Raw genomic sequence first — 16,498 nt, 5'->3', positions numbered from 1 at the left:
GGTCGCGCGGCCTGGGCGCGGATGGTAGCGATTCCGGGTCACCGGTCCGCCGCCCCGGCGGACGTCTCGCACGAGGACACGCTCGACCATGGTGGGAATCAGCTCGATCGGGATCTACGTCCCGCGCTCGCGACTCGACCGCTCGCTCCTCGCCAAGGCCTGGGGCAACAAGCAGCCGCCGGGTGAGAAGGCGGTCGCGTTCTACGACGAGGACGCGCTGACGCTCGCCGTCGCCGCCGCGCACCGCTGCCTCGAGGACTTCGACCCGCTGCAGATCGACGGGCTGTTCTTCGCCTCGACCTCGTCGCCGTACCGCGAGAAGCAGGTGGCGAGCGTGGTCGCGACCGCGTGCGACCTGCCGCGCGCGATCATCACCGCGGACTTCGCGGGCTCGGTGCGCGCCGGGCTCGCGGCGCTGTCGGCCGCGGTGCGCGCCGTGCAGAGCGGGCAGGCCCGCCGCGTCCTGGTGGTCGCGTCCGACTGCCGGCCGGCCGAGCCCGAGAGCGACCTCGAGGGCGTGCTCGGCGACGCCGCGGTCGCGGTGGTGGTCGACGGCAAGCCGCGGCTCGCGGAGTTCGTCGCCGCGGCGGCGGTGGCCGAGGAGTTCACCTTCCAGTGGCGCAGCAACGAGAGCCGCGGCGTGCAGACGCAGGACGTCCGCTTCTCGGTGACGCACGGCTACCTGCGCGACATGGCGGAGGTCGTGTCGCGGGTGATGAACGAGCAGGGCGTCGGCACGGGCGACCTCGCCGCGCTCGCGATCGGCACGCCCGACGCGCGCACCGCGCAGCAGCTCGCGAAGGAGGTCGGCGTCGACGCGAAGACGTGTCTCGTGCCGACGCTCATCCCGCGGATCGGCGTCACCGGCTCGCCCGATCCGCTGCTGCAGCTCGCGGGTGCCGTCGAGCGGGCGAAGCCTGGCGACGACATCGTCGTCGCGGCGTACGGCGAGGGCGCGGAGGCGCTGCTGCTGCGCGCCACGGACGGCGTCGGCGCGGGCTCGGTGCGGCCCGGCGTCGAGCAGGCGCTCGAGCGCACGCTGGCGCTGCCGAGCTACGAGAAGTACCTCAAGTACCGCCGCATCCTCGGCCAGGACGAGACGCCAGTCGAGCTCGTCAGCAACGTGCTCGAGGCGCGCGAGCTGCAGCAGGACACGCGGCTCTACGGGACGCGCTGCGGCGCATGCGGTCTCGTGCAGTACCCGATGGCGCGCGTCTGCCTGCAGTGCAAGGCGCGCGAGGGGCTCGAGCCCGTCAAGCTCAACAAGAAGGGCACGATCTTCACCTACACGGTGGACCATCTGGCGGCGAACCTCGACCACCCGCTCGGCATGGCGGTGGTCGACCTCGAAGGCGGCGGCCGCGTCTACGTCCAGATGACCGACTGCACGAGCGACGAGGTGAAGATCGGCGCCCCGGTCGAGCTCACCTTCCGCCGGCTGCACGCCGGTGGCGAGAACTACAACTACTTCTGGAAGGCGCGCCCGCTATGAACTCGATTCGCGACAAGGTCGCCGTGATCGGCGTCGGCTGCACGAAGTTCGGCGACCTCTACGACATGACGTACGAGGACCAGGTCTGCGAGGCCGCGTTCCAGGCCTACGCGGACGCGAACATCGACCCGAGCGAGATCGACGCGGCGTACGTCGGCACGTACCTGCCGCACGCGCAGGGCGGCAAGGCGGGGATCTCGCTCGCCGATCCGCTACGGCTCTACGACCGCCCGGTGACGCGCGTCGAGAACTTCTGCGCGACCGGCACCGACGCCTTCCGCAACGCGTGCCTCGCGATCGCGTCGGGGCAGCACGACATCGTGCTGGTCGTCGGCTCGGAGAAGCTGAAGGACCGTCCCGGGCGCGGCATCCCGCGCGTCGGCCACCAGATCCTCGCCAAGGGCAACACCGCGCCGGGACTCTTTGCGCTCGCGGCGAACCGCTACATGCACGAGTTCGGTCTGACCCGCGAGACGCTCGCCAAGGTCGCCGTCAAGAACCACTGGAACGGCGCGCGCAACCCGCTCTCGCACCTCAAGATGGAGGTCACCGTCGAGCAGGTGCTGAACGCGCCGATGATCGCGTGGCCGTTCGGGCTCTTCGACTGCTGCCCGACCACCGACGGCGGCGCCGCGGCGATCCTCTGCCGCGCCGACATCGCGAAGCGCTTCCGCGACGACTACGTGCTGGTGAAGGGCGCCGCGCTCGCGGTCGCGACCGGACGCCCGTACTTCGACCCGACGTTCGACTACGTCGGCTTCCGCTCGACGCAGGCCGCGGCGCGGCTGGCGTACGAGCAGGCCGGCATCCAGCCGTCCGACGTCGACTTCGCCGAGGTGCACGACTGCTTCACCTGGACCGAGATCTCGAACATCGAGGACCTCGGCTTCGCGAAGAAGGGCGAGGGCGGCAAGTGGGTCGAGGAAGGCCGCACGCGGGTCGACGGCGACCTGCCGATCAACCCCTCGGGCGGCCTCAAGTCGTTCGGCCACCCGATCGGCGCCTCCGGCGTGCGCATGATCTACGAGTGCGTGCAGCAGCTGCGCGGCAACTGCGGCGAGCGTCAAGTCAAGGATCCGGAAATCGGGCTCGCGCACAACGTCGGCGGCCCGGGCGCGGTGTCGTGCGTCGTGGTGCTGGGTCGGCAGGACAGCTGAGCGAGCGAAGATCGTCGTCGAAAACCTGGCGGCCGACGCCTTTTCCCGAGCTCCGCTGTCGCACGGGGTCGAGCGACGTGACCGCGTCGCGCGCGGCACGCTCGTTCGTGGCCGCGCGCGACACGCCCCGCCCGTCACACGCGCCAGCCGGACGCCGCGACGACGTCCGCGACGCGGTCGAGCTCCGCGTCGAGCGTCGCCTCCCAGTCGCGCGTCTCGCCGCGCCAGCCGAGCTCCTCGAGGAAGGCCTGGCGAAAGCGCGTGTCGGCGAACAGACCGTGCAGGTATGCGCCGCGCACGTTGCCCTGCGCGAAGCCGAGCCCGTCCGGCAGCCACTCGACGACGCCGGGCGTGAGCGGCTCGCTGCGGCCGTGGCGGATCTCGTAGCCGCGCAGCGTGCCGCCGCGCCACGCGACCTCCGTCCAGCGCGCGATCTTGTCGGGCGCGAGCTCGGTGCGCAGCTCGAGCAACCCGAGCCCTTCCGCGTCGCCGCCCTCCTCGAGTCCGTGCGGGTCGGCGAGCGTGCGGCCGAGGATCTGCAGGCCGCCGCAGATGCCGAGCACCGGACGACCGGCTCGCGCCGCGCGCACGACGCGCTCGCCGAGCCCGCTCTCCCGTAGGTGGCGCAGGCTCGCCGCGGTGTTCTTGCTGCCGGGGAGCAGCACCGCGTCGAACGCTTCGAGCGCGGTCGCCCGCTGCACGGGAACGACGCGCACGCCGTGCTCGTGCACGAGCGGATCGAACTCCTCGAGGTTGCTGGCCCACGGGTAGAGGACGAGGGCGACGTTCACCTGCCCCGGCGCGAAGTGCGCCGCGTGGCGGAAGGCGTCTTCCTCGGGCAGGACGTGGCGCACGTACGGCACCGTCGCGACCACGGGCACGCCGGTCTGGCGCTCGAGCCACGCGGGTGCGTCGCCGAGCAGCGTCGGATCGCCGCGGAAGCGGTTGAGGACGAAGCCGCGCACGAGCGCGCGCTCGTCCTCCGTCAAGCACATCCAGGTGCCCAGCAGGTGCGCGAACGAGCCGCCGCGGTCGATGTCGGAGACGAGGTAGACGTCGGCATTGCACTCGAGCGCGACCGCCATGTTGACGATGTCGCTCTGCCGCAGGTTGACCTCGGCCGGGCTGCCGGCGCCCTCGACGACCAGCTGCTCGTGCTCGGCGAGGAGCTCGCGCAGTGCGCGCTGCACGATGGGCCAGAGGTACGAGCGGCGCTCGAGCCACGGCATGCGCGTCGCGCGCTCGTCGTAGCGTCCGAGCACGATCACGTGGCTCGCCGTGTCGGCGCTGGGCTTGAGCAGGATCGGGTTCATCCGCACGTCGGGCGTGACGCGCGCCGCGAGCGCTTGCAGGTGCTGGGCGCGCCCGATCTCGCCGCCATCCGGCGTCACGGCGGCGTTGTTGCTCATGTTCTGCGCCTTGAACGGCGCGACGCGTACGCCGCAGTTCGCGAGGTGGCGGCAGAGCGCGGTCGCGAGAAAGGACTTCCCGGCGTCGCTCGTGCAGCCGAGGATCATGATCGGTGTGCGGGACACGGATCTCGTCGATGCTTCGATGCTTCCCGCGGGATCTTGCCGCGCGCGGCGCGCGTCAGTGCAGCGTGCGCTCGATGGTCTCGAGCCGCGCGAGCTGGACGTCGCGCTGGTCGATGACGCGACCGTCCTCGTCGCTCAGCAAGAAGCCGTGCGAGTAGCGCTGCACCTGACAGCGACGCTTGCGCGACCACGGCTCGCTCCAACCGGGTGCGCTGCCCGCGACCACCTCGAGCGCTGCGGGCAGGGCGATCGCGAGACGGCAGAGGTCGGAGAGGCGCGTCTCGTCGGGGTCGACCCACGGCGCGGTGAACACGACGTCGCGGAAGCCCCAGCGCAGCCGCACGCGACCGTGCAGACGGCCGTACTCGTAGAGCCAGAACAGCGACTTCGCGTCGGCGACGAGACGGCGGAGAAGCCGCGAGCGATCGTGCTTGCGCAGGTAGCCGCGAAGCTTCGCGGGATCGGCGAGCGGACGCGAGATGCCGCACGAGCCCCACACCAGCATCGCGGTCGTGATGCGCAGCGTGCGGCCGCGGCGGTTGAGCCGCATCGACTTCTGCGGCGGGGTGAGGTCGACGACGCGACGCTCGCCGGCGTCGAAGCCGAGACCGCGCAGCAGCGCGCGCACGTCGAGGCCGATGATCACGTCGTAGCTCGCGAGCCGCTGGCGGACGCGCTCGAGCCACGCCTCGTCGTCGCCCGCGACGACGGTCTCGATCCCTCGGTCCGCGACGTCGATCAGCACGACGGCCTGCGGCGCCGAGGTCGGAAACGCGTGCACGACGACGCGCCGCAGCCGCGCGAGCTCGAGCGCGCTCGCGATGCGGATGCGCTCGATCTCGTTCCAGCGCGCGGCGAGCGTCGCGCGGTCCGGGTGGTACACGGCCCACTTGCGCTCGCGCTCGGCGCGGCTGCGCACCGCCTGGCGCGTATCGGGGACGATGGGGTGCGCGGCGTCGAGCACCCAGCGTCCCTCCGCGGTCTCCTGCACCGGAGCGTCCTTGTGCCAGCGCGCGGCCGACGCGCGCGAGAGCTGGGAGCCGCCCGTGAACTTCGTCGCGAAGGCGACGACGTCGTCGGCGGGCAGCGAGCCGCCGTGCGCGTCGAGGATCGCGACCGCGACGCGCAGCGCCGGGAACGACGACGGGATGCCACGCTTCCACGCCGTCTCGAGCTCGGACCGCGTGAGCGCCTCCTGCGGTCCCGGCGGCCACGCGAGGGCGATGTCCTCGCCCGGCAGCGGATCCTCGAAGAGCGGGTTCAGGCCGTAGCGGATCACCCAGTCGTCGAGCTCGTGGTGGTGCACGTCGAGGGTGTAGTGGTCGCCGTCGCGGTAGACGGGAGGCCGCGCCGGCTTGCAGCGCGTGAGCGAGCGCAGCGCCTCGTCGCGCGTGGCGATGCCGACCTCCGCGAAGCGCTCGGCGACCTCGGCGAGCGTCATCGGCGCGCCGCGCTCGAGCAGCGCCACGACGAGCAGCCCGTAGGTGTTCGCCTGCGGATGATGCTTGACGCGCGCGAGATCAGGTGTGGGGATCTCGAGCTTCCGGCACCACGCGTTGACGTCCGCCGGAGCCGGACTGCCCTGGGTGCTCATTGCATCGCCATAGCCGCCCGGACGGCGGGACGCTAGCCCTGCGCCGCCCGGACGACGTCCGGCGAATCTTTATCCGACGGCTAGCCGACGACCGGCGCGTCCGTCCCGGGCGCCTGCGCCGGCTCCGGCGACGCGCCCGGCGCGGGCTCGGGCGACGGCTCGAACACCACGCCGCGCGCGACCAGCCAGGCGCGCAGGTCGCGACCGGCCCGCCGCCGCAGCTCCTCGTTGATGTCGAAGCGCTCGAGGGCGAGCTTGAGCGCCCGCGTCGCCGTCTCGACGGGGTGCGCGCGGAAGAACATCGCGACCTCCTTGCGATGCTCGCGCGTTTGCAGCGACGCGGTGGCCTCGATCACCCGCGACACCATCATCGGGGGCAGCCGCTTCACCAGCACGGCCCAGTTCTCCTTGATGAAGCGCCAGGTGATCTCGCGTGCGGCGCGGTTGCCAAGCAGCCGAATCAGCAGGAAGCCGACGTCCTGGGTCGGGATCTCGGGCGTCAGCGTCAGCTCGGCGGCGCGCCGCGCGAGCTCCGGATCGCGGAAGTCGCCGAGCGCGAGCTGGAAGCGCCGGCTCTCCTGCGGCGTGCGCGCCTCGGCGACCGCGCGACGCATGCGCTCGAAGCGCTCCTCGTCGCCGTCGCGGGCGACGATCGCGATCAGCGGGTCGACGAGATTCGGCTCGACGCTCGAGCGGTCCTGCAGGTAGCGCAGGAAGCGCGGCACCGCCTCGCTGGCGACCTCGGGATCCTCGCCGAGCAGGCCGACCAGACGCAGCAGCGAGCCGCGACGCAGCTTGCGCTCGTCGTCGTCGGTCGGCGCGGCGTCCCAGCCGAGCTCCTGCCACGCGGGGCGGAAGACCTCGGCGATCCAGTCGATGAACGGCTTGCGGGTGTCCGCCCCGGCGCCCTCGACGACCTGATCCTCGATGAAGGAGAGCGGCGCGGCGAGCGAGTCGAGCACCTCGTAGTCGGTCTCGTTGCCCATCGCGCCGACGAGATCGAGGAAGCTCGCGATGCGCGCGCGGCCCGAGCGCACGATCGCCCACTGGTGGCCGACGAGCCCCATGCGCTCGACCGGGGTGAGCGCCGTCGCGAGCTCGTTCGCGAGCGCCGAAAGCGTCTCGGGGTCGTGCAGCACGCGGTAGAAGCCGCCCTCGCCGACGTTGCCGTAGAACCACGGCACGTGCTTGCCGCCCGGCACCGGGATGCGCTCCTTCGCGCGCTTGATCAGGAAGCGCTCGACGCGCGGGCCACGTCCGCCCGTGCCGGCGAACTTGACGACCATCGGCAGCGGCCACGCGGACGCGCCGCCCTCGGGGAACTTGGTCGTCGGGCTCGCCTTGAAGCGCTCTTGCTTGACGACGAGCGACGCGGGCTTCGCCTCCTCGTCGCGCTCGAAGCTGACCAGCGGGAAGCCCGCCTGGCGCACCCAGGCGCGCACGATCTGCGCGACCGGCTGACCGGACGCTTTCTCGAGCGCGTTCCACAGGTCGGCCGCGACCGCGTTGCCCTCACGATGATCGCGGATGTAGGCCTGCACGCCGGCGCGGAACTTCTGTGGGCCGAGGTAGTGCTCGACCATGCGCACGACCGAGGCGCCCTTCTCGTAGGTGATGGCGTCGAAGTTCTCGGTTGCCTGCGCCGCGTTCTCGACCTCGGCGTAGATCGGGTGCGTGTTGGCGAGCGCGTCGAGCGCGAGCGCCGCGGCGCGATGCGGCTCGAAGTTGTTCCACATCCGCCACTCGGGCTTCCACTCGTCGACGATCTTGAACGCCATCCAGGTGGCGAACGCCTCGTTCAGCCAGAGGTCGTCCCACCACTTCATGGTGACGAGGTTGCCGAACCACATGTGCGCGAGCTCGTGCGCGATCACCTCGGCGACGCGCTTCTTCTCGGCGAGCGAGATGGTCGCCGGGTCGACGAGCAGCAGCGTCTCGCGGAAGAACACGGCGCCCGCGTTCTCCATCGCGCCGGCCTCGAAGTCCGGCACCGCGACCAGGTCGAGCTTCTCGTACGGGTAGGGCAGGCCGAAGTACTTCTCGAGGCGCGTGAGCGTCTCGACCGCCGCCTCGAGCGCGAAGCCGGTCAGGTGACGCTTGCCCGGGACGTGCCAGACCCGGATCGGCACCTTGCCCGCGTAGCGCACCTGCGAGCCCTCGAGCTCGCCGACGGCGAGCGCGCAGAGGTACGTCGAGAGCGGCGGCGTCGTCTTGAAGTGGAAGGTCGTCGTGCCGTTGGTGTTGTTGACGCTGCGCTCGAGCGGGTTGTTGGAGATCACCGTCAAGCCGGCGCGCGCGGTGACGGAGAAGGTGAAGCGCGCCTTCAGATCCGGCTCGTCGAAGCACGGGAAGAAGCGGCGGGCGTCGGCCGCCTCGAGCTGGGTGAAGGCGTAGCGCTGGTCGCCGACGCGGGCCATGTACAGGCCGCGCAGACGCTCCTGCAGGTTGCCGTGGTAGGCGAGGCTCAGCGCGTACTTGCCCGGACCGACCGGACGCAAGAACTTCACCTCGACGGTCTCGCGCGCGCCGTGCGGCACGATCGCGACCGCCACCTGGTTGATCGGCGGTCCGACCGGCTTCGCGCCCGGCACCATCGGCTTCGGCGGCTTTTGCGGCTTGCCGTCGCGCGGCGCGATCTCGGCGTGATCGATGGTGATGTCGGCCGCGTGCAGCTCGATCGACGGCCGCTGATGCTTGAGCTCGAGCTCGATCATCACCTCGCCGCGGAAGTTCGCCCGCACGAGGTCCGGCAGGATGTGGACGTGGTAGCGGATCGGCTTGACGTCGCGCGGCAGACGGAAGGCGGCGTCGGTGGTCGGTTTCAGGAGCGCCCGTGCCTTGGTCTTGCGGGCCTTCTTGCCGGCGGCCTTGGCGCGCGAGGGGCGCGGGCGCGACGTCGACTTGGCGGCCTTGCCGGAGGTCGATGCCCGTCCGGTGGGTGCCGCAGCCGGGCGCTTCTTGGCCGGCGTGCTCTTCGCGGCCTGCGCCGTCTTCTTGGTCGCCGGCCGACTCTTTCCCGCCGAAGCGGCGCGACGACGCGCTGCGGCGGGCTTGGCGGCGCGCGTCCTCTTGGCGGCGGCACCCTTGCGGGCCTTGGTGGCCCCCGAGGCCTTCTTCGCCTTGCTGCTCTGTTGCTTCAACGAGGATCTCCTGAAGATGGCGGCTGCCGTGCCCGGGCGCACCGCGCCCGGTGACGCACGAGCCCCGCCTGTCGCGTTTCCTTGCCGCGACGAAGGCTCCAGCGCAAGACTACGGCCATGCGAAACCAGGCTGCGCTCCTTGCGGGGCGCGCGCTGGTCGCCGGTGGGGACGCTGGGATTGGCAAGGGGATCGCCCCGCCGTTCGCCGAGCAGGGCGTGCGCGTGGTGGTCGCGGAGCTTCGCTCGAACGCAGCGAGGAGACGGCGCGAGGATCCAGGAAGCGGGCTCGAGGCTGTAGCGATGACAACCGACGTCCGCGATCTGGACCAGGTTGCCCAGGCGGGCTTCACCCGCTCGATGACGCTCGAGCTCGCGCGCACCGCGTGCGGGTGAACGCCATCGCGCCCGACGTCTGCCTCACCGAGGGCCTGCGGGCGATGGGGTCCGAAACGGCCCACGCGCGGCACGCGTACGTGGTGTGCCGCTCGGGTGGCCGCGGAGCCGGCCGGGGGCGCCGGCCCGCCGTGTTCCTGGCGTCAGACCTCGCGAGCTACGTGACCGGGGTCACGCTGCACGTCGACGGCGGGACGCACGCCGCCGGCGGCTGGTGCATCGATCCCGGCGGCAGCGGCTGGGTGCTCGGGCTCCCGCCTGGCACCGACGACGGCGGCACGACGCGCGAGGTGCGCGTCGCGCGCCGCCACCTCACGCGTCGGTCACTCGCCGATGAACTTCTTGCAGCTCGGGTCCTGCGCCTTGAAGACCGCGAACTCGGGCTGCCCGGACTTCGTCTTGGTCGCCGGCGTGATGGTCACGAGGTCGCCGACCTTCACCGGCGGGGGCTCCTTGTAGGCGAAGGCGAGCGCCGCTTCGGAGATCTCCCGATTCGGATCCATCAGGTTGATGAAGTTCGGATCCTTGTGGATCGCGACCACGCAGTACGGCACGGTGTAGATGTACGGCGCTGGCCACTCGGGGCTCTGCGTGAGGTCCTTCTCCGCATGTGCCCCACCCGCCAGCACCACACCGAGCCACGTCGCGGCGACCGCAGCTCCGACCTTGGGCAGCGTCCAGTTTTTGCGCATGGCGCGCCTCATATCCCAATTTGGAACGGACTGTCGAGAGCAGGGCGGGACGCTCAGAGCTCCGACCAGCCCACCTCGCGCAGCCCGCGGGCGAGGGTGCGCGCGCCGAAAATCACCGCCGACTGCGGCTGCGGCACGACGCGCACCGCGATGCCGGTCGCCGCGGCGACGCGCTCCCCGAGGCCGTCGAGGCAGGCGCCGCCGCCGGTCAGCGTGATGCCGCTCTCGATCACCTCGCAGGCGACCTCGTGCGGCAGGTCGCGCACCGAGCGGCCGACGAAGCGCGCGATGGTTTCGATCGCCTCGTCGGCGGCCGCGACGATCGTCCCGGCAGCGACGGTCTCGTCACGACCTTGCGTCACCCGGACCGGTCGATTTCCCGCCGCGCGCAGCTCCGCGAGCCGCTTGCACAGCGCCTCGGCGTCGGCGGCGTGGATCCGCAGCCCGACGCGGTCGGCGACGGCGTCGCGCACCGCGTCCTGAACGGCGCCACACGCAAAGCGCATCGCATAGGACGCGATCAGCTCCGCTGATCGCAGCACGCCGACGTCGGTGACGCCGTGCCCGACGTCGACCACGAGCTGCGCCCAGCGCTCGGGCTCGAGCCCGGCGCCGACGGCCGCCGCGAGCGGCTCGGGCAGGACGGCGACCGGGTGCGCGCCGGCGCGCTCCAGCGCGGCGAGCAGCGCGCAGCGCTCGGCGTCGCTCGCGTCGCTCGGCGCGCACACCACCGCGCGCCAGCCGCCGAGCGTGAAGCGACGGACGCGGTGCAGGACGTCGGCGACCAGCTCGCCCGCCGCCGGCACGTCGACCACGACGCCGGCCAGCAGCGGGCAGCGCTCGTCGCCCGGACGGTGCACGCGGCAGGCGACCACCCGCTCGTCGCTGAGCGCGCAGGCGCGCGCCGTGTGGCAGCCGAGATCGAGGGCGACGTAGGGCGAGATCACGTCATCTCGCCCGCTCGACTAGAGGTGGTAGTCGCCGGCCGCTTCCGGCTGGTAGACGACCGCCGACACGCGCAGCCGTCGCGTACCACCGCGCGGCAGCGGCCACTCGATCGACTGGCCGACGGAGAGCCCGAGCAGCGCCGCACCCACCGGCGCGAGCACCGAGACGCGCCCGCGCGACAGATCGGCGTCGCGCGGGTAGACCAGCGTGAGCTCCATCTCCTCGCCCGTGTCCTCGTCGACGAAGCGCGCGCGCGAGTTCATCGTCACGACGTCGGGCGGGATCTCGGTCGGAGCGACGACATCGGCGCGACTGAGCTCGGTCTCGAGCTCGTCGCACTCGCGGACGTTGCGGCCGTTCGCCTGGCCCGCAATGAGCCGGCTCAGCCGGAGGAGATCCGGCTCGGTCACCATGATGTGTCGCTCGGTGCTCATGATGAAGGGAGGATAAGTCCTGCTGAAGCAGGATTCAAAGGCGGGGATCCCACGGTCGTGCCCCCGCCCACCCGGACCTCGGGCGCTGCCGGCCCCGACGCGATCGCCGTGGCCCGCCGCCCCGAGCCTCGCTCAGACCTCGATCGTCAGCCGCTCGTGCGCGCGCACCATCTTGGCGCGGATCGGCAGCTCCCACGGACACGCGCCGGAGCAGGGCGCGGGGCAGGTGAGGCAGCGCCCGGCGTCGAGCCCGGCGCGCACGAGCTTCGCGTACTTCTCGCGCGCGATCTCGGTGCGGCCATAGTCCGCGTAGTACATGTCGTAGCGGAGCACGGTGTCGATCGGCAGGCCGTTCGGGCACGAGCCGAGACAGAGACCGCAGTGCGGCCGGCAGTAGTCGGCGCTCGCGAGGCGGTCGTAGCGCTCGAGCAGCGCCTGGTCGCGGTCGGTGAGCTGCGTGCCGGACGCGTAGAGGTACTCGTCGCAGTGCTCGAGCTTCGAGAACGACACCACGAGACACGACACCGATGGGTTCGACAGCACCCAGCGGAAGGCGGCCTGCGAGTACGCGACCGCGTCCTCCTTCATGCCGGGGATGTTCGCCGCCTTCGCGCCCTTGAGCGTCTTCATCGCGACGACGCCGATGTCCTTGGCGTGCGCCTCGTCGATGATCTCGCCGATCTGCGGCCAGAGGCCGTGGTGGTAGGCGAGCATCATGACGTCGAAGCGGTTCGAGTCGATCGCCGCGCGCGCGACCTCCTCGAGGCGCGGCGTGTGGGTCGAGACGCCGAGGAAGCGCGCCTTGCCCTGCTCCTTCAGGCGATCGAAGGCCTCGTGGAAGTTCGGCGCGAGCAGCCGCTCGACGCGGTCGCACGAGTGGATGTGGATCAGGTCGACGTAGTCGGTCTGCAGCCGCTTCAGGCTGCCCTCGACCGCGCGGATGATCTCCGGCACCGGCGTGTCGTCGGGCAGGTGTCCTTCCGCGGTGCAGAACTTGGTCGCGAGGAACATCTTGTCGCGACCGCCGGTCTCGCGGATCGCCTCACCGAGGATGAGCTCCGAGGTGTGGTGCGAGTAGTCGGGTGCGGTGTCGAAGTAATTGACGCCGCGCTCGATCGCGCGCACCGCGACCTCCTTGTCCTTGATCTGGCCCGAGCCGAGCGAGATGTCGGACACCATCGCGTTCGTGCGTCCGAGGCGCCGGTAGCTCTTGACGCGCGAGCCGGCCCACTCGGGACGCTGCACGGGCGCCGTCTTCTCGACGTCGGCGAGGAAGATGTCGCGCGCGACCGGTCGCCAGCGTCCGTTGGTGAACAGCACGCCGGCGCCGCCGGCGACCGCGGTCGCGACACCGCTCGCGCCGACCGCGCCGGCCGTGGCGAGGAAGCTGCGTCGCCCGCTGTCCGCCAGCGCCGGCTCGCCTGCCGGCGCCGCCGGCGCGGCGGCGCCGCGCGACGCGACCGGCGTCAAGAGCCAATTCGGCTCGGTCGCGCCGCAGCGGCGACACACCGGACGGCGTAGCCGCAGGAAGCCCGCGACGAAGGCGGCGAGCGCGACGACGAGCGCGAGCAGCGCCGCCGGCACCGCCGGCGAGAAGCCGTGGCGCACGCCCTCGAGCATCGGCACCATCCGCGGCGCCACGCCGAAGGCGACGAGAGCGAAGGTCAGCGCGAACAGCGCCAGGCGCACCGGCCAGGCGACGCGCACGACCTCGACGGACCGCTCTCCTCCACAGACGCTGCAGCTCGTCATCGCGCGACCATACTCCCGCTACACGGCCGTCACCAGCCGTTTACGGCAGCCGGTAGGCGCGCACCCCGCCGTTCGGGCTGACGATGCCGTAGCCGACGTAGACTCTGTCGCCCTTGATCGCCGCGCGCGACGAGGTCGGCTCGGGGAGCTGGAGGGTCTTCAGGCGCTCGCCGGTCGCGGCGTTGTAGACGTAGAAGTCCGGGACGTCGTTGGTGCCGGTGAAGAGCACGTCGTTCTTCACGCCGACGTGCGCGTACGCGCGCCCGATCTCCGAGGTCCACAGCGTCTTGCCGTCGCGGACGTCGAACGCCATCAGGTGCGGCGGCGCCGGGTTCGCGCGCGGGATCATCTCGAAGAGCGCCGCGTAGATCCGGCCGTTCTCGTAGGCGATCGCGCCGTTGAACAGACCGAAGCCCGCGAAGCCCGGCGACACCGGCGTCGGCAGCACCTCGTTGGTCCAGGCGATCTCGCCGGTCGCCTCCTCGAAGGCGTACAGCGTGCCGTCCTTGCTGCCGGAGACCAGCAGCTTGCGCAGCCGACCGCGCGAGTCCGGCACGTCGAGCAGCAGCGGACCGTTCAGGAAACCGAAGTCGTGGTACGCGCCCTTCGTCTGGCACGGACCCTTGCCGTTGCACATCGCGTCGGTGCCGCAGTCGATCGCCGTGTCCTGCGCGCAGTAGCCGAACTGCTCGGGCGGCTGCACGCGGTTGATCCACTCGGTCGCGCCGGTCGCGGCGTCGAGCTTCATGATCGAGTCGGAGTCGCCGATCGACGGGAAGGTGTAGCAGCCGACGCTGTTGACGTAGACCCAGCGGCCGTCCTCGCTCACCGCCGGCTGCGCCGTGACGCCGGCGCCGCGGCCCTCGACGCACTCGCCGTTCTCCGGGCAGTCCGACGAGTCCTCGCAGGTGATCGAGGTGTCGGTGCGGCAGACGCGCTCGGGAACGTTCTGGCGCTCCCAGAGCAGGTCGCCGGTCTCGAGGTCGAGCGCCGCGGTGCGACCGTTGGTGCAGGGGTTGTCGGTGTGCGACGCGATGCCGACGAAGATGCGGCCGTCGGCCACCGTCACCGCGGACCAGATGTGGTCCACCGTCGGATCGCCGACCTGCACCTGCCAGACGACGTCGCCGGTGCGTCCGTTCAGGCGGTACACGTTCGAGCGCGAGTCGCCGATCAGGATGTCCTCGCTGCCGGGGACGAGCGTCACGCCGGCCTGGATGCCGAAGCCGCCGGCGGCGGTCGCGAACGACCACTTGAGCTCGCCGGTCTGCGGGTCGAGGGCGTAGAGGTTCGCGTCCCACGCGCCGACGTAGACGAACTCGTCGGTCACGACGGGTCCGGCGGTGACGCCGCCGCCGGTCGGGAAGTCCCACGCGAGCTCGAGCTGGGCCGCGTTCTCGGGCGTGATCTCGCGCGGCGCGGGCGGCAGGAAGAACGACTCGGGGACGCTCACCTCGCCGAGGTCGGTCCACTGCTCGGGCGTGCACGGGCCCTGGCGGCACGAGTCCGCGCCCGCGCACTCGAGCTCGATGTCGTCGCCGCTGCGGCCGGTCTCCACGCAGAACACGAAGCTCGGCTCGAGGCCCTCGCCGCGGTAGACGATGCCGGTCACCACGCCGTCGTCGAAGCGGGCGATCGACCAGCGCTCGTCCTCGAGGTCCTTGTTGACGAGCGTGCTGTCGCCGTCGGGCGTGATCTGCACGCCCGAGCCCGGCTGCTCCTGCTGCGGTGCGGCGACCGCGCGCAGCGCGAGCGCGCCGCTCGCCTCGCCCTCGTCGCCGCCCTCCTCGGGCTCGAAGAACGACTCGGGCAGCGTCACCTGGCCGATCTCCGTCCACTGGTCGGGCGTGCACGGCGAGGCGGTGCAGCGCTCGGCGCCGGAGCACGCGAACGAGAGCTCGCCGTCGGACTCGGCGAGCTGCTCGCACCAGACGAAGCTCGGGTCCTCGCCGTCGGGGTAGTAGACGTTGCCCGAGACGGTCTCGGCGGAACGGACGATCGACCAGCGCTCGCCGCCGACGTCCTTGCTGATCAGCGTGCGGGCGCCGTCGGGCGTGATCTGCAGCCCGGACTGCGCGGCGGCGGATGTCACGGCGGCGAGCACCGCCGCCAGAGCGATGGCTGAAACGCGTAGAAGCACGTTTGGAACCCTCCGGAGAATTGGCTCAACCGGACGAGCGGTGAGCGAGGACGCCCGCTCGCCTGGTTGCACCGGTCGAGAAGCGCATGCGCGCGAGCGAACGCCTCCACCTACGTCGGGCGCGGAGAAGGTGTCAATCGCGACATCGGCGGCGCCCGCGTCGCCACGGGCGAACGGTTCGAGTTGGGGTGCGAACGGACGCAACCCGGCGTCGAACACGCGGCGGCGCGCACGGGGCGAGCGGATCGTGCGCGCCCCGGACCCGCTGCGCCGCGCGCCGAGAAGGCCGCGGCGCGCTGCTCGACCGGCGTCGGCAGACGGCCGCGCGGCGCGCGCAGTCTCCGGACGACCACGTCGCTCTCGGGCGACGCCCGCTGGTCAGACCGCGGCGCGCGCGGCGGCGCGCAGCACGTCGCGATTCTTTGTATAGACGTAGCGCACCATGTCCTCGGGGTAGCGGTGCTCGCGCCCGACGGGGCACGCGTCGCGCACCGCGAGCCACTCGCGCCAGAGCGGCGGCACGGGATCGTTCGGCGGCGCCTCGGCGGCGAGGCGCTGCGCGCGCTCGAGCGCCGGCGCGCAGCGGTGCGCGCAGTCCTCGCAGGTCGGCGTGATCGCGGGCGGCGCTCCGGTCGGTCCTTCGAGGTCGAGCACGACCACCGCGCGCAGCCCGATCCACGGACCGTAGGTCGGGTGCACGCACAGCATGCCGGGCGCGAGCCAGGCGAGACCCGAGACCTGCGCGAGACGCTGCATTGCGACCCGGCGCGGCGGCGGATCGTGCGCGAAGCGCACCGCGTGGCGGACGTTCACCCCGGCGAGCGCGCCGCGCACGACGTCTTCCACCCAGCGGTCGAGCGGATGCTCGTGCTCGAGGCGCGCCGGCTCGGCGCGTAGCGCCGCGACGAAGGGGCGCCAGAACGCGCGCGTGCTCGCGAGCAGCAGCGCGAGCGGACCCGGTCGGCCGACGTCCGGCAGACGGTACTCCGGCGGCACCGCGGCGTCGTACCAGGCGCCGTTCAGCGTTTGCGCGAGATCGATGCCCGACGCGCGACAGCGCGCGGCGATCTCGCGCACGACCTCCTCGCCCGGCTGCGGCACGCCGACGACTGTCGCGTCGCGCGGCGCGCGCCGCAACCCTGCTGGCGCGCGCGGAAGGCGTCGACGTCCTCCTTCGAATGAGGGGCCGAACGCGGACGTCTGCTTCCCGCGACGTGCCCG

At 72.0% G+C, this 16,498-nt stretch carries 11 protein-coding genes and 2 pseudogenes; 4 read left to right on the top strand and 9 right to left on the bottom strand.

All coding sequences use genetic code 11. The features are described from left to right. The first annotated feature begins 88 nt into the window (after positions 1-88). Positions 89-1,492 (top strand): OB-fold domain-containing protein, encoded by a 1,404-nt coding sequence (locus tag VIS07_13685; GenBank protein ID HEY8516556.1) that lies wholly within the window; start codon positions 89-91, stop codon positions 1,490-1,492. Further along, positions 1,489-2,649 carry an acetyl-CoA acetyltransferase gene (locus VIS07_13680; GenBank protein HEY8516555.1) on the top strand — a complete coding sequence of 387 codons (1,161 nt, stop codon included), beginning with the start codon at positions 1,489-1,491 and terminating at the stop codon, positions 2,647-2,649. The genes VIS07_13685 and VIS07_13680 overlap by 4 nt, the downstream gene beginning before the upstream one ends. A 134-nt stretch (positions 2,650-2,783) precedes the next feature. On the opposite strand, the gene VIS07_13675 is transcribed toward VIS07_13680, so the two are convergent. The 3 genes from VIS07_13675 to VIS07_13665 form a co-directional block, all read right to left on the bottom strand. Beyond that, positions 2,784-4,184 (bottom strand): cobyric acid synthase, encoded by a 1,401-nt coding sequence (locus VIS07_13675; protein ID HEY8516554.1) that lies wholly within the window; start codon positions 4,182-4,184, stop codon positions 2,784-2,786. A 55-nt stretch (positions 4,185-4,239) separates the two neighbouring features. Next, the gene (locus VIS07_13670) at positions 4,240-5,778 is read right to left on the bottom strand and encodes a hypothetical protein (protein HEY8516553.1); all 1,539 of its coding nucleotides are present in this window, start codon (positions 5,776-5,778) and stop codon (positions 4,240-4,242) included. An 80-nt stretch (positions 5,779-5,858) separates the two neighbouring features. Then, entirely contained in the window at positions 5,859-8,918 is a 3,060-nt protein-coding gene (locus tag VIS07_13665; protein HEY8516552.1) for a M1 family metallopeptidase, read from the bottom strand. A gap of 117 nt (positions 8,919-9,035) precedes the next feature. On the opposite strand from VIS07_13665, the pseudogene VIS07_13660 reads away from it, so the two are divergent. Together VIS07_13660 and VIS07_13655 are read left to right on the top strand one after the other, a co-directional pair. After that, positions 9,036-9,200 (top strand): annotated as a pseudogene (locus VIS07_13660) (3-ketoacyl-ACP reductase). A gap of 101 nt (positions 9,201-9,301) precedes the next feature. Beyond that, positions 9,302-9,451 (top strand): annotated as a pseudogene (locus VIS07_13655) (hypothetical protein). 183 nt (positions 9,452-9,634) lie between these two features. Here the strand turns inward: VIS07_13655 and VIS07_13650 are convergent. The 6 genes from VIS07_13650 to VIS07_13625 form a co-directional block, all read right to left on the bottom strand. Continuing rightward, positions 9,635-10,003 (bottom strand): hypothetical protein, encoded by a 369-nt coding sequence (locus tag VIS07_13650; GenBank protein ID HEY8516551.1) that lies wholly within the window; start codon positions 10,001-10,003, stop codon positions 9,635-9,637. 53 nt (positions 10,004-10,056) lie between these two features. After that, the gene (locus tag VIS07_13645; protein ID HEY8516550.1) at positions 10,057-10,950 is read right to left on the bottom strand and encodes a rod shape-determining protein; all 894 of its coding nucleotides are present in this window, start codon (positions 10,948-10,950) and stop codon (positions 10,057-10,059) included. Between the two features lie 18 nt (positions 10,951-10,968). Continuing rightward, positions 10,969-11,385 (bottom strand): nucleoside diphosphate kinase regulator, encoded by a 417-nt coding sequence (rnk, locus tag VIS07_13640; GenBank protein HEY8516549.1) that lies wholly within the window; start codon positions 11,383-11,385, stop codon positions 10,969-10,971. Positions 11,386-11,517: 132 nt separating this feature from the next. Further along, on the bottom strand, positions 11,518-13,137 hold the full coding sequence (locus VIS07_13635) for an aldo/keto reductase (protein ID HEY8516548.1): 1,620 nt from the start codon (positions 13,135-13,137) through the stop codon (positions 11,518-11,520). Positions 13,138-13,177: 40 nt separating this feature from the next. Continuing rightward, positions 13,178-15,229 carry a PQQ-binding-like beta-propeller repeat protein gene (locus tag VIS07_13630; GenBank protein ID HEY8516547.1) on the bottom strand — a complete coding sequence of 684 codons (2,052 nt, stop codon included), beginning with the start codon at positions 15,227-15,229 and terminating at the stop codon, positions 13,178-13,180. A 426-nt stretch (positions 15,230-15,655) separates the two neighbouring features. Further along, a complete protein-coding gene (locus VIS07_13625; protein ID HEY8516546.1) occupies positions 15,656-16,378 on the bottom strand; it encodes a hypothetical protein in 723 nt (240 codons plus the stop codon). Between the last annotated feature and the right edge of the window lie 120 nt (positions 16,379-16,498).

Source organism: Candidatus Binatia bacterium (assembly GCA_036563615.1).
Taxonomy (GTDB): domain Bacteria; phylum Desulfobacterota; class Binatia; order UBA12015; family UBA12015; genus DATCMB01.
The sequence above is the reverse complement of the archived record's forward strand: the minus strand, read 5'-3'. Positions and strand labels throughout refer to the sequence as shown.

Excerpts from the sequence above, each read along its gene's own strand:
- VIS07_13685 (HEY8516556.1), top strand. The coding sequence starts at position 89 with ATGGTGGGAATCAGCTCGATCGGGATCTACGTCCCGCGCTCGCGACTC.
- VIS07_13680 (HEY8516555.1), top strand. The coding sequence starts at position 1,489 with ATGAACTCGATTCGCGACAAGGTCGCCGTGATCGGCGTCGGCTGCACG.
- VIS07_13670 (HEY8516553.1), bottom strand. The coding sequence starts at position 5,778 with ATGAGCACCCAGGGCAGTCCGGCTCCGGCGGACGTCAACGCGTGGTGC.
- VIS07_13650 (HEY8516551.1), bottom strand. The coding sequence starts at position 10,003 with ATGCGCAAAAACTGGACGCTGCCCAAGGTCGGAGCTGCGGTCGCCGCG.
- rnk (HEY8516549.1), bottom strand. The coding sequence starts at position 11,385 with ATGAGCACCGAGCGACACATCATGGTGACCGAGCCGGATCTCCTCCGG.
- VIS07_13635 (HEY8516548.1), bottom strand. The coding sequence starts at position 13,137 with ATGACGAGCTGCAGCGTCTGTGGAGGAGAGCGGTCCGTCGAGGTCGTG.